Origin of the sequence: Rhizobium grahamii, assembly GCF_009498215.1 — a bacterium.
Taxonomy (GTDB): domain Bacteria; phylum Pseudomonadota; class Alphaproteobacteria; order Rhizobiales; family Rhizobiaceae; genus Rhizobium; species Rhizobium grahamii_A.
Map to the genome: position 1 here is coordinate 3,787,288 of NZ_CP043498.1, position 12,707 is coordinate 3,799,994.

The 12,707-nt window shown below is 61.1% G+C and carries 13 protein-coding genes; 1 reads left to right on the forward strand and 12 read right to left on the reverse strand.

The window, feature by feature from the left end; translation table 11 throughout:
* Positions 1–5 precede the first annotated feature (5 nt).
* The 10 genes from miaB to FZ934_RS18315 all read right to left on the reverse strand — a co-directional run bounded on the left by miaB (position 6) and on the right by FZ934_RS18315 (position 7,335).
* Entirely contained in the window at positions 6–1,415 is a 1,410-nt protein-coding gene (gene miaB / locus FZ934_RS18270) for a tRNA (N6-isopentenyl adenosine(37)-C2)-methylthiotransferase MiaB (protein ID WP_153272229.1), read from the reverse strand.
* Between the two features lie 48 nt (positions 1,416–1,463).
* Positions 1,464–2,261 (reverse strand): lysophospholipid acyltransferase family protein, encoded by a 798-nt coding sequence (locus FZ934_RS18275; protein ID WP_153272230.1) that lies wholly within the window; start codon positions 2,259–2,261, stop codon positions 1,464–1,466.
* A gap of 32 nt (positions 2,262–2,293) precedes the next feature.
* On the reverse strand, positions 2,294–2,722 hold the full coding sequence (locus FZ934_RS18280; RefSeq protein WP_113361237.1) for a Fur family transcriptional regulator: 429 nt from the start codon (positions 2,720–2,722) through the stop codon (positions 2,294–2,296).
* 36 nt (positions 2,723–2,758) lie between these two features.
* On the reverse strand, positions 2,759–3,259 hold the full coding sequence (locus tag FZ934_RS18285; protein WP_194273735.1) for a GNAT family N-acetyltransferase: 501 nt from the start codon (positions 3,257–3,259) through the stop codon (positions 2,759–2,761).
* Complete coding sequence (gene tsaB, locus FZ934_RS18290; protein WP_153272232.1) at positions 3,256–3,915, reverse strand: tRNA (adenosine(37)-N6)-threonylcarbamoyltransferase complex dimerization subunit type 1 TsaB; 660 nt, start codon at positions 3,913–3,915, stop codon at positions 3,256–3,258. The genes FZ934_RS18285 and tsaB overlap by 4 nt, the downstream gene beginning before the upstream one ends.
* Positions 3,916–4,018: 103 nt before the next feature.
* Positions 4,019–4,585: a NifU family protein gene (locus FZ934_RS18295; protein ID WP_153272233.1), complete on the reverse strand. Its 567-nt coding sequence runs from the start codon at positions 4,583–4,585 to the stop codon at positions 4,019–4,021.
* A 111-nt stretch (positions 4,586–4,696) separates the two neighbouring features.
* Positions 4,697–5,188: a universal stress protein gene (locus FZ934_RS18300; RefSeq protein WP_113361244.1), complete on the reverse strand. Its 492-nt coding sequence runs from the start codon at positions 5,186–5,188 to the stop codon at positions 4,697–4,699.
* 79 nt (positions 5,189–5,267) lie between these two features.
* Positions 5,268–5,693, reverse strand: coding sequence for a cupin domain-containing protein (locus tag FZ934_RS18305; RefSeq protein ID WP_153272234.1), 426 nt, complete (start codon positions 5,691–5,693; stop codon positions 5,268–5,270).
* Positions 5,694–5,777: 84 nt separating this feature from the next.
* Complete coding sequence (trpS, locus tag FZ934_RS18310) at positions 5,778–6,842, reverse strand: tryptophan--tRNA ligase (protein WP_113361248.1); 1,065 nt, start codon at positions 6,840–6,842, stop codon at positions 5,778–5,780.
* A gap of 97 nt (positions 6,843–6,939) precedes the next feature.
* Positions 6,940–7,335, reverse strand: coding sequence for a VOC family protein (locus tag FZ934_RS18315; protein ID WP_153272235.1), 396 nt, complete (start codon positions 7,333–7,335; stop codon positions 6,940–6,942).
* A 350-nt stretch (positions 7,336–7,685) separates the two neighbouring features.
* Here FZ934_RS18315 and FZ934_RS18320 point away from each other — a divergent pair, with 350 nt between their 5' ends.
* Positions 7,686–8,111 (forward strand): YcbK family protein, encoded by a 426-nt coding sequence (locus FZ934_RS18320; RefSeq protein WP_113361252.1) that lies wholly within the window; start codon positions 7,686–7,688, stop codon positions 8,109–8,111.
* An 11-nt stretch (positions 8,112–8,122) separates the two neighbouring features.
* Here the strand turns inward: FZ934_RS18320 and murJ are convergent, their stop codons facing one another.
* The gene (gene murJ, locus FZ934_RS18325) at positions 8,123–9,700 is read right to left on the reverse strand and encodes a murein biosynthesis integral membrane protein MurJ (RefSeq protein WP_153272236.1); all 1,578 of its coding nucleotides are present in this window, start codon (positions 9,698–9,700) and stop codon (positions 8,123–8,125) included.
* A 10-nt stretch (positions 9,701–9,710) separates the two neighbouring features.
* On the reverse strand, positions 9,711–12,620 hold the full coding sequence (locus FZ934_RS18330) for a [protein-PII] uridylyltransferase (RefSeq protein WP_153272237.1): 2,910 nt from the start codon (positions 12,618–12,620) through the stop codon (positions 9,711–9,713).
* Positions 12,621–12,707: the final 87 nt, after the last annotated feature.

Here is a 12,707-nt window from a genome sequence, read left to right on the forward strand (position 1 = left end):
TTGGGTTAGACCTCAGCCTCTGCAATCTCGGCAAACAGGCTGTTGGTTCCGGTTCCGGTGATTCGCACTTTAATAATGTCACCGATTCGCGATGCTTTTGCATCAACATTCACAGACTGAAGCCATGGAGAACGGCCTATAAGCTGTCCTGGCATGCGACCGGGCTTTTCAAGCAACAGTTCGATCGTTTTCCCGACACAGGATTCGGCAAATTCCAGCTGCTGCTTCAAGAGAAGCGCCTGCAAGCGTTCCAGCCGTTCTGCCTTGATCTCTTCCGGCACCTGGTCCTTCAGCTCCGCGCCGGGCGTGCCCGGCCGTGTCGAGTATTTGAAAGAGAAGGCCTGCGCATAGCGGACTTTCTCCACTAGCTGCAGTGTATCCTCAAAATCCTGGTCTGTCTCCCCCGGAAAGCCGACGATGAAATCGCCCGACAGCGCTATATCGGGACGGGCGGCGCGAATGCGCTCGATCAGCGACAGATACTCGGCGGCCGTATGCCGCCGGTTCATCGCTTTCAGGATGCGGTCGGAACCGGCCTGAACGGGCAGGTGCAGATAAGGCATCAGGGCGCGCAGGTCACGATGCGCCTCGATCAGGCGATCGTCCATGTCGCGCGGATGGCTCGTCGTGTAGCGCAGGCGCGCAAGTCCTGGGATTGCAGCCAGCCGGTAAAGCAGGTCGCCAAGCGTCCATTCCTCGCCGTTCGGGCCGACGCCATGCCAGGCGTTGACGTTCTGACCGAGCAGGGTGACCTCGCGCACGCCGCCCTCGACGAGCTTCTCGGCTTCCTCGACGATCTGGCTGACCGGCCGCGATACTTCCGAACCACGGGTATAGGGCACGACGCAGAAGGTGCAGAACTTGTCGCAGCCTTCCTGCACGGTGAGGAAGGAGGTCACGCCGCGCGAGCGGATCTTCTTGGCTTCGGCGATCGGTAGATGCTCGAACTTGTCTTCGAGGGCATATTCGGTATCGACGATCCGCTGCCCTTCCTTCGCCTTGCGCAGCGCTTCCGGCAGGCGGTGATAGGTCTGCGGGCCGATGACGACATCGACAGCGGGCGCCCGGCGCAAGATTTCCTCGCCCTCGGCCTGCGCAACGCAGCCGGCGACGCCGATCATGAATTCGCGGCCTTCCTTGTTGCGCTGCTTTTTCATGTCGCGCAGGCGACCGAGCGCAGAATAGACCTTTTCAGCGGCCTTCTCGCGGATATGACAGGTGTTCAAGAGGACGAGATCGGCCTCGGCCATGTCCTCGGTCGGCTCATAGCCGTCGCGGGCCAGAGCGTCGCTCATGCGTGTCGAATCGTAGACGTTCATCTGGCAGCCATAGGTCTTGATGAATACCTTGCGGCTGTTGCTGCCATCGCGGAGATCGGTCTCCGGGGCCGGAAGAAGGGCGCTGTCCTGGGTCATGGCCGGCTATTTAGTGGTTTTTCATGCGCGAGAAAAGGAAATCTTCTCTCAGGCAGCTTCGCGACCGCGCAGCGCTGCCCCGAGCATCGAGCGGATGCGGTGGGCGATGGTCGCGCTGACTTCCTTGCGCTTGCTGTCGCCTCGATAGGGAATGGCTTCTCCGAAATGCACTTCGACATCGAAGGCGCCGCATCTCAGCATGTCCTTCAGGTGCGGCAGCATCTCGACATCACCGGGCCAGGAGGCAAGCGGACGGTGGTAGCGCCCCATCGGAAGGCCTTGCGCCCTGGTGTAGGCGACCGCCACCGGCTGGACATAGACCGTGCCGCTCGGCGACGCCGGGACCGCCATGGCGGCTGCACCGAACAGCGAGGATTTCACCTCGAGCAGGCGGTTGCCGTCCGAGGTCGTGCCCTCGGGAAACAGCACGACGATCTCTCCGTCGGCCATGCGGCCGGCGATCTCGTTCGCCTGGGTCCCTGTCTTATGCTTCTCTTCGCGCACAACGAAGACGCTTTTCTGCAGTTTCGCCAGCGTGCCGAAGATCGGCCAGTCCCGCACCTCGGTCTTTGCGATGAATGCGACGTCCGCGACTGCGGACAGAACCATGATGTCCATCCACGAGGAGTGATTGGCGCAGAGCATCAGCGGCCGCCGCGTTTCCATCTCGCCGTGAATGTGAATGCGGATACCAAGACAGAAGCAGACGATGCGATGCCATAGGCGGGGCAGCCAACGCCGCATCCTCCAGTCATACCTTAGCGCCAGCAATTGCCACGGCATCAGCAGAATGCTTGCGACGAGAATGACGATACCCGCGAGGGCGACGCGCAGCCAGGCGATCAATGAGAAGACTCCCGGGCTGCGTAGCTCATGCCTCAGTGCTCGTCCTTCTTCAGCGGAATGCCGTAGAGTTCGAGCCGGTGGTCGACGAGTTGGAAGCCGTGTTCGCGAGCAATGCGCTCCTGAAGCGCCTCGATCTCCGGCGAGCGGAATTCGATGACCACGCCCGACTTCAGGTCGATCAGATGGTCATGGTGCTCTTCCGGGACGGTTTCGTAACGCGAGCGCCCGTCGCGGAAGTCGTGGCGTGCGATGATGCCCGCATCCTCGAAGAGCTTGACCGTGCGGTAGACCGTCGAAATCGAGATCTTGGCATCGACCTTGACCGAACGGCGATAGAGTTCCTCGACATCGGGATGGTCAGCGGATTCCTCGAGAATGCGCGCAATAACGCGGCGCTGCTCGGTCATTCGCATGCCGCGCTCAGCGCAAAGCTCCTCCAGGGTCTTGGCCACTTCTGTCATGAGCCGCCTTCCGATAGTCAAACTGCCGTAAGGGAACTAGCGAAGAACACGCTTCATGACAAGCGCTGTGGATGTCGCGCCGTTGGCATCCTTGTAGTATCCACGGCGTTCGCCAACCTGTTCGAAGCCGAGCTTGCGATAGAGCCCCAATGCGGCAGCGTTGCCGTTGTCGACCTCAAGGAACATGCTCTCGCCACCGCGGGCCTGGGCCTCCCGGATGGCCGCCTGCATCAGACGCCAGCCGAGGCCGGCCCGCGCGAGCTTCGCCTGCACGGCGATCGTCAGGATCTCGGCTTCGCCGGCGGCCTGCCTCGCAAGCACGAAACCCGGCAGCGGCTTCTTGAGGAAGGCGTTGGTCTGGCGGGCAACGAAACCGAAGACATTGCTCTGGGTGAGCAGGCTGTAGAATTCGCCGTCACCCCAGGGGCGGGCGAAGCGTTCGCCATGCAACGTGGCGACCGCGCGGCAATCGTCGCTGTCCATTGCGATGATCTCGAATTCCGGCTTCAGCGTCAGATAGGATTCCAACATGGTCATACTCGTTCGATTGCGAATCCGGCCTGTGGCTTGGCGTCGGGTCCGCGCAGATAAAGAGGCTTCGGCTTTCCGGAAGAAGGATCGGCGGCAGCAGCAAGGCGCGCCACGATCGAAATCGGGAAGTGGTTGGCGTGATCGCCCGATGCGTCGGGTTTCAGCAGCGGGGTCGCCGAGCCGGTGATCTCACCGCCAAATCCGGCCGCGAATGCCTGTGCCTCTTCGATCGAGACGGCGCGGGCCTCGTCAAGTGCGTAGCCATCGGCATCGAATGCCTGCAGATAGATCTCGTTGCGTTTCGCATCCATGGCGGCGAGAACCGGGCGGCCCGGCGTCTTCAGCCGCTGCGCCTCGGCCATGACCGCGAGCGTTGTGATGCCGACAGCCGGGACGCCGAGCGAGAGCGCGAAGCCGCGAGCGGCGGCAACGCCGACGCGAATGCCGGTAAACGAGCCCGGACCGACGGTGACGGCGATGCGATCGACAGCCGAAAGCGCAACGCCTGCCTGATCCAGCACGCGGTCGACAATCCCCATCAGATGTTCTGCATGCCCCTTGCCGATCATGTCCGATGCCTCCCCCAGCATCGTATTCCTGCCGCTGTCATAGAGAGCGGCAGCGCAATCCACACCTGCGGTGTCGAGCGCCAGTATGATCATGGCATCAATTTCCGAATAAAGCGTTCCTGAGCGTCCATACATTCACCCTGCCGCGCTTGCAAATGCTGCGCCAGGACGAATGACGGAAACTTGAGTGTCGTCGTCAGGCGGCGATGACTTCCTCGACTTCCGGAACGAAGTGGCGAAGCAGGTTCTGCACGCCATGCTTCAGCGTTGCCGTCGAAGACGGGCAGCCGGAGCAGGAGCCTTTCATGTTCAGATACACCTTGCCGTCCTTGAAGCCGCGGAAGGTGATGTCCCCACCATCCTGGGCGACAGCCGGGCGCACGCGGGTATCCAGCAATTCCTTGATGGTCAGCACGATCGATTGGTCGGCTGCGTCAAAGAATTCATCGCCGGCGTCGAGATCCTCGGAAAGAACCGAGGCGTCGCCCATCACGGGCTTGCCGGACATGAAGTGTTCCATGATCGAGCCGAGGATCGCCGGCTTCAGATGCTGCCATTCGGCATTGTCCTTGGAGACGGAGATGAAGTCGTAGCCGAAGTAGACGCCGGAGACGCCTGGAATTTCGAAGAGACGCACAGCCAGAGGCGAAGCCTGTGCTTCCTCGGCGTTGCGGAATTCGGCCGTGCCCGTTTCCATGACCACCCGGCCCGGCAGGAACTTCTGCGTGGCGGGATTGGGCGTCGCTTCGGTCTGAATAAACATGTCGCTCTCCGTGCGGCGGGCAGCAGCCCCGAGCCGTCTTTAGAATTCTTCAAAAGAGAAAATAAGCCGATTGGCTGAGCTATTCAAGAGACTCATACTCAAGAAAGCGCATCAGGCCAAGGCGTCGAGCTCCTCGTCCGTCAGCGTATCAGGAAGAACGGTTACCGGAATGGGAAAGGCCGCGCCGCGTCCTGCAACCGAAGAAACCAGAGGCCCGGGGCCTTCCTTGGCCGAGCTTGCGGCAAGCACGAGGATCGCGATGTCCCGATCTTCTTCGATCACCGCATTGATCTGTTCGGCAGCGCTACCTTCGCGAATAACGATTTCCGGCTCGATGCCGATCGTCTCGCGCACCAGCTGGGCCGATTTGGCAACAACGGCCTCGGCTTCCTCGCGCGCCTCGGCGCGCATGATTTCCTCCACGCCGAGCCATTGCTGAAAGTCGCCATCCGGAATGATGTAAGCCAGAACCAGGCCGCCGTTGGAATTCTTCGCACGCCGACCGGCATAATGAACCGCACGGGAGCATTCGGGCGTATCATCGATGACCGCCATGAATTTGCGCCGATGACCTTCGAGCCGTGAGAGTCGCTTTGATACCATGGCGGGACTCTGACACCCGATCCCGAGATTTTGCAAGTGCTGGTTTTTGCCACGAGCGAGGGTTTTCGCCGGCCTACTGTTACACCGGCATCAGGCCGTAGAGCCGCATGATTTCCTTGACGTGCTCGATATCGGGTTTTCCCTGGACGTTGATGGCGGAGGCCATTTCCTCGAAGTATCGCCGCCCAATCAGCCCGGGTGTCATGGTGATCAACACCTTCGCCGTCTCACCATGGAGATTTTCGTGTGTGTGCACGTAGCCGCGCGGGATGAACAGCGTCTCGCCGGCCCTTATTTCGTGCTTCTTTCCGTCGAGGGTGGTCGTCATCGTTCCCGACAGGCCGTAGATCACCTCGTCGACGTCGCGATGAAAATGCGCAGCCGGAACCCTTGCCTGCGACGGCACCGTGAACTCGAACATCACAAGGCTTTCCGAACTCTGATCTTCATCGATCAGAAAGCGGATCTCCATGGTGCCGATCTGAATGAGGTTACGATCGCGCATCGGGTCATCCTCATGGGTCCGAGGAGAGTACGCTGTCGTTTTCGGTTCGACAAGTCCGGGCGGAGGAACCGCCCGGACTGTGTCTCAGTAGAGGAAGCCGACGATGTCGCGGACTTCCTTCATCGTCACTTCGGCGCGGGCACGCGCGCGTTCGCCGCCGTTGCGCAGGATCGCGTCGATATGGCTGGTATCAGACATCAGGCGGCGCATCTCGGCGGTGATCGGCGAGAGCACGTTGACCGCGAGGTCGACCAGTGCCGGCTTGAAGACGGAGAACTGCTGGCCGCCGAATTCGGCAAGCACGTCCGCCTTCGATCTGTCGGCCAGTGCCGCATAGATGCCGACGAGGTTGTCCGCTTCCGGGCGCCCCTTGAGGCCGTCGAGTTCGCTCGGCAAACCTTCCGGATCGGTCTTCGCCTTGCGGATCTTCTTCGAGATCGCGTCCTCGTCGTCCATCAGGTTGATGCGCGACAGATCCGAGGGATCCGACTTCGACATCTTCTTGGTGCCGTCGCGAAGCGACATGACGCGCGGCGCCGGACCGTCGATCAGAGGCTCGACCATCGGGAAGTAGGCATGCACCGGTTCATCGCCGACAGTGATGTCGATGCCGTAACCCGTCTTGCGGATATGCTCCGCGTAATCGAGGTTGAACTTCATCGCGATGTCGCGGGCAAGCTCGAGATGCTGCTTCTGATCGTCGCCAACCGGGACATGCGTACCGCGGTAGACGAGAATGTCGGCGGCCATCAGGCTCGGATAGGCGTAGAGACCGAGCGAGGCCTGCTCGCGATCCTTGCCGGCCTTGTCCTTGAACTGCGTCATGCGGTTCATCCAGCCGATACGCGCCACGCAATTGAAGATCCAGGCGAGTTCGGCATGTTGAGGAACGGCCGACTGGTTGAAAACGATATGCTTTTCCGGGTCGATGCCGGACGCGATAAAGGCGGCGGCGATCGAACGGATCTGGTTCGGCATGTCCTCATGGACGAGCTGTGCGGTCAGCGCGTGCATGTCGACAACGCAGTAGATGCAGTCGTTGCCGTCCTGCAGCGCCACGAACTTGCGGATCGCGCCGAGATAGTTGCCGAGATGGAGGTTGCCGGTCGGCTGAACGCCGGAAAAGACGACTTTCTTGAATTCGCTCATAGTGTCCTCGATTAGGCTGGTGGAGGGCCCCAGGGTTTGTAACCCATGTTGCTAACGGGCGCGCTTATGCACGCGCGCGAAACCGCAATCAAGGGGTTCAGGCTGCGGCGTGTTGGATCAGGTCGAAGGTGTTGCCATAAGGATCCGAAAACACCGCCACGGTTCCGTAGATTTCATGCCGGGGCTCTTCCAGAAAGCGCACGCCCTTTGCCAGCATCGACGCATGGTCGCGGGCGAAATCATCGGTTTTGAGGAAGAAGCCGACGCGACCGCCGGTCTGGTTGCCGATCGCAGCCTTCTGCTCTTCGGTGTCGGCCTTCGCGAGCAGGAAGGCCGCCCCGTCACCACCATCAGGCTTGACCACCAGCCAGCGATTATCAGGAGACTGGGCATCGTCCTGGACGCAGTCGAAGCCGAGGGCGCCGCAATAGAAATCCTTGGCGCGATCGTAGTCGTCGACGATGAGGGTCACGAGGAAAAGGGACTGGGACATGATCACTCCGCTGCAGGCTTGCAACTTGTTGCGAAGAGCTGGTCTCCGGTCAAGCGCGCCGACCTCTTCGGCGGTCTGAAATGTGGCATTCGACACTCCTTCAGGGGGTCCGATCAGGGTTCGGGAAGTGGCGCAAACATAGTTGTGAATATGCTCTGCACATTTACGTGAAAGGAAAAAATATACCGCTTTTTAGGTATATCTAAATCATATTTTAGCGGTAGATTATGGCATTAACATATGTAGCAGGGTAAACAATTTCACAAAAAGGCCATTTTTGGGGAGAGCTTTTCCGCTCGCCAGAAAGTCGTTCCGGGCTAATCCGGTACATTTCGAGGGGAGGGAAACCAATGCAATCCGCATTTTCCATCGCACTCGCCGGCCTGTTCTGTCTGTCGTGTTTCGACAGTGCCGACGCTCAGAATATCAAGAGAGTTGTAATACCGCCGCTCAAGCACAAGGAAACGCTCGCCTATACTCTGCAGACCGTCAGCGTTCAGGCGAACTGCTTCCCGCCACAGCTCCGCGGTATCCTGTCGTACATCGCCGACAAGACTGGCCGCCGTCCCATCGTAACCTCAGGGTTTCGGGCACGCGGCCGATCGCATTCCCAGCACCGCCATTGCGCGGCGGCCGACATCCGGATTCCAGGTGTATCGGAGCGCACGATCATCGCGATCGCGGCGTCAGCGCCTGGGATCGGTGGCATCGGTCGCTACTGTAACGGCATCGTCCATGTGGACGTCGGCCCGAAGCGGCGGTGGACATACTGCTGAAGCACGGCGCTCTAGCCGTCGACCTTCGCCGGCTTGCGGTTCAGGTTCCGCCGGATCATGCCGAGGTTGGCACCGCCGATCAGGAAGGCGGTCGCGAAATAGACCGCCATGGCGATGACGATCAGCAGTCCGAGTGTGCCGATCTTCGTCGTCAGGTGCGCGCCAGAGGCAAGCCAAGGCTCCCAGCGGTGCTGCAGGTACATGATCACGCCGCCCATGACGGCGGCGGATATGACGAGCAGCGCCGCGCGGCGTGCAAGGGCCCATTCCCAGGCGAGGTGGCCACGGCGAAGCAGTGTCGTGAACAGCAGCACCGTGCTGATCCAGCCGGCCGTTGCTTCCGCAACCGCGATCCCGGGAGCGCCGAGGAACGGAAATAGCGTCAGAGCCGTCGCGCAGTTGACGCCAACCGCCACGGCGGAAAACCGCATCGGCGTCTTGGTGTCTTCGCGCGCGTAGAAGCCAGGTTGCAGCGCCTTGATCAGCACGAAGGCGGGCAGGCCGATGCCGTAGATCGCAAGAATGGAAGCGACGACCGCGGTATTTTCCTGATGGAAGGCACCGCGTTCATAGAGCACGCGAATGATCTCGTTGGAGAGGATCCAGAGTGCGAAGGCGGCCGGGATCGTCAGGAACAGCACGAACTCGATCGACCGGTTCTGCAGGTTTCCGGCCTCGCGCAGATTGCCGCCCTTCAGCGCACGCGCCAGTTCCGGCAAAAGCACCACGCCGACGGCAACGCCGACGACGCCGAGCGGCAGCTGGTAGATACGGTCCGCATATTGAAGTGCTGCGATCGCGCCTTCCTTGCTGGAGGCGATGGCCTGCCCGATCATCTGGTTGATCTGAGTGATGCCGCCAGTCACGGCGGCGGGCACCGCGAGGATCAGCAGCCGCTTGACGTTCGGCGTAAAGCGCGGAAAGCGAAAGCCGATGCTCATGCCGGCATGCAGGACGCCGAGATAGACCACGACGAGCTGCAGGATACCCGCGACCAGCACGCCCCAGGAGAGATACCAGGCGGTCTGAAGCGGTTCGGCGCCGGTGTAGAGCGCGTAGAATAGCGCCCCGATCATCACGACGTTGAGGAAGACGGGAGCGATGGCCGCCGCAAAGAAATGATGCAGCGAGTTCAACATCCCGCTCATCATCGCCGTCAGCGACATGCACATGAGATAAGGGAACATCACCGCCGCCATGCGGATGGTGATCGAGAATTTCTCAGCATCGTCGGCAAAGCCCGGCGCGATGACGAAGCGCACGAGAAGCGGCATGCAGAGTTCCATCACGATAGTGATGAGCAGCAGCACCGAGAACAGGACGCCGAAGACCTCTTCGGAAAAGCGCTTGGCTCCGTCGGTGCCGTTCGCCTCGATCTCCTTGGCAAACAGCGGCACGAAGGCGGCGTTGAACGCGCCTTCGGCAAACAGCCGGCGGAAGAGGTTCGGGAAGCGAAAGGCGGCGTAGAAGACGTCGGCCATCGGGCCGGTGCCAAGGGCCGCCGCCATCAGCGTTTCCCGGGCAAAGCCGAAGATGCGGCTGCCAAGCGTGGCGCCGCCGACGGTGGCGAATTTTCTGACGAGGCTCATACGGTCTGGCTCATGCGGGCGAATCCGCCTTCTTGTCTGTCTGTGTGACGGCCCGAACCGGGGTCGGTTGCGCGATGATGCCTGATGGCATGCGCTCGCGCAGTTCGTCCTGCTCTTCGGCCATCACGGCCTTGAGGCGTGCGGTGATGTTCGAACGCTTGCTGTCGCCCGAGATCTTCTGGCCGACGAGGTCGGTCACGTAGAAGCTGTCGATGACCTTCTCTCCGAAGGTGGTGATCCGGGCCGATTGAATGTCGAGCGACAGATCGGAGAGAACAGCGGTGATTTCCGACAGCAAGCCCGTCCGGTCAAGGCATTCGACCTCGATGACCGTGAACTTGTTCGACAGGCTGTTCGAGATGTTGACCGACGGCGGGATGACGAAGGCCTTGCTCTTCTTGCGGTTCTTGGTCCGCGTCGCAATCACCTCGGGCAACCGCTTGCGGCCGGAAAGCACGTCCTCGATCATTCGTCCGATCGTTCCGGCACGGCGCAGCTCATCGGCATCGTCCTTGAACTCGCGGCTGACATGGATCGTATCAAGCGCGCGGCCATCCGAGGTCGTAAAGATCTGCGCATCGACGATGTTGGCACCCGCTGCCGCACACGCCCCGGCAATGACGGCGAGCAGGCGCGGATGGTCCGGCGAGAGCACGGTGATCTCGGTGATCGCGTGGAAGCTGTCGGTCCGCACCATCGTCGCCAGCGCCTGGCCGGCCTTGTCCGCCTGCCGGATGAAGCCGGCATGCCGCACCTGGTCCTCAAGCGGAACAGAGAGCAGATAGGGCTGGTAGTGCAGCTTGCTGTAGATCTTGCGGTCTTTCTGGCTCCACTCGGAGAGCGCATTATAGAGCGCTTCGGCCGCGAAATTGGCGCGCTCCTTGCGCGACACCTCGGAGAAGCCGCCGGCAAGCAAGAGTTCCGTTTCGTAGTAGAGGGTGCGCAGCAACTGGCCTTTCCAGCCGTTCCAGACACCGGGACCGACCGCGCGGATATCGCAGATCGTCAGGATCAGCAGCATCTTCAACCGGTCGAGCGACTGAACGACGTCGGCAAAGTCGGTGATGGTCTTGCGGTCGGTGAGGTCGCGCGTCTGCGCGACCATCGACATGACCAGATGCTCTTGGATCAGCCAGACAACCATCTCCGTCTGCTTCTGCGACAGGCCAAAACGGGCGCAGAGCTTGCGCGCGACTCGGGCGCCGGCGATCGAGTGGTCTTCCTGGCGACCCTTGGCAATGTCGTGGAGCAGGACGGCGACGTAAAGCGCCTCACGGTCCTCGATGCCGGGCATCAGCTTGTTGGCGAGCGGATGCAGGTCGTCGGCCTTGCCCTTGTCGATTTCGGACAGCACGTCGACGGTGCGGATCAGATGCTCGTCGACCGTATAGTGATGATACATGTTGAACTGCATCATCGCGACGATCTTGCCGAACTCAGGGATGAAACGACCGAGCACGCCGGCCTCGTTCATGCGCCGCAGGATCAGCGCCGGATCGCGCTTCGAGGTCAGGATCGACAGGAAGAGCCGATTTGCCTCGTCGTTTTCGCGCAGATTGTTGTCGATCAGGCTGAGCGAGCGCGTGACGCGCTTCAGTGCATCCGGATGGAATTCCAGCCCGTTGATATCGGCGACATGGAAGAGCCGGATGATGCTGATCGGATCGCGCTTGAAGACGTCGGGGCTTGCGAGCGCGATGCGTCCGCGATCCTCGACGAACTCGGTGCTGCCCGCGATCTTCCGGCTGCGGTGTGCGAAGCGGCTGATCACGCCTGATAATCCTGGCGTCGACTTCGCCTGCTGGTCCTCAAGGGCCGCACAGAGAATGCGCGTCAGATCGCCGACATCCTTGGCGACGAGGAAGTAGTGCTTCATGAAGCGCTCGACGGCCGAAAGGCCGGGGCGCGCATGGTATCCGAGTGCTTCCGCAATCTCACGCTGGATATCGAAAGACAGCCGCTCCTCCGCCTTCCCGGTCAGGAAATGCATGTGGCAGCGCACCGCCCAGAGGAAATCGTCGGCCTTCTCGAAAAGGCGATACTCATGCTTGGAGAGAACGCCGAGCGGTACGAGCTCGGCCGTATCGCGGACGTGGTAGTAGTATTTCGAGATCCAGAAGAGCGTGTGCAGGTCGCGCAGGCCGCCCTTGCCTTCCTTGACGTTTGGCTCGACCAGATAGCGCGTGTCGCCGGCCTTGCGGTGGCGCTCGTCGCGCTCGGCGAGTTTGGCTGCGATGAATTCCGGGCCCGTGCCTGTAACGATTTCCTTGTCGAAGCGCGTCTCGAGCTGGGTTTCCAGCGAGCGCAGGCCGCAGATGTAGCGCATCTCGAGGATTGCCGTGCGGATCGTCATGTCCGACTTCGAGAGCGCGATGCACTCCTCTACCGTGCGCGTCGCATGGCCGACCTTGAAGCCCATGTCCCAGAGAACGTAGAGCATGAATTCGACGGCCTTGTGCGTCTCCTCCGCCGGCTTCGGCTGGAACAGGAACAGGAGGTCGATGTCGGAGCCCGGCGCCAGCGTGTCGCGGCCATAGCCGCCGACGGCGGTGACGGCAAACTTGTCCTTCTGCTTCGGGAAGATATGGGCGCAGACGAATTCGTAGAGAACGGTGATGATCTGGTCTTGGAGCCAGGAAATCCGGCGGGCGCAGTTGATGCCGCTGCCGTCGACAGAGAGCAGCTCGCGCGCTTTCTGCCGGCCTTCGCTGCTCGCCTTCTTGAGGGTCGCGAGCAGATCGGACCGCATGACGTCGGGCCGTGTTTTGTTGGCCTCGGCGACCGCGTCGCACATCTTCAGGAGATAGTCGGTGTCGAGGATATCGGAGAAATCGATTTCGTTCGTCGTCGCCATGCGCGGGGCGGCTTCCTGTTCGCGCGGCGCAGCCGCTTCGTGCTGTGCCTCTCGTTTCGTCTGCATGCGCTATAGCCTCTTTGCCCGCCGATGACACGGGCTTTCATACTGCAGAACCTTTAATTTTGGCGAAAAGGTGTTGCCATGCTTGAA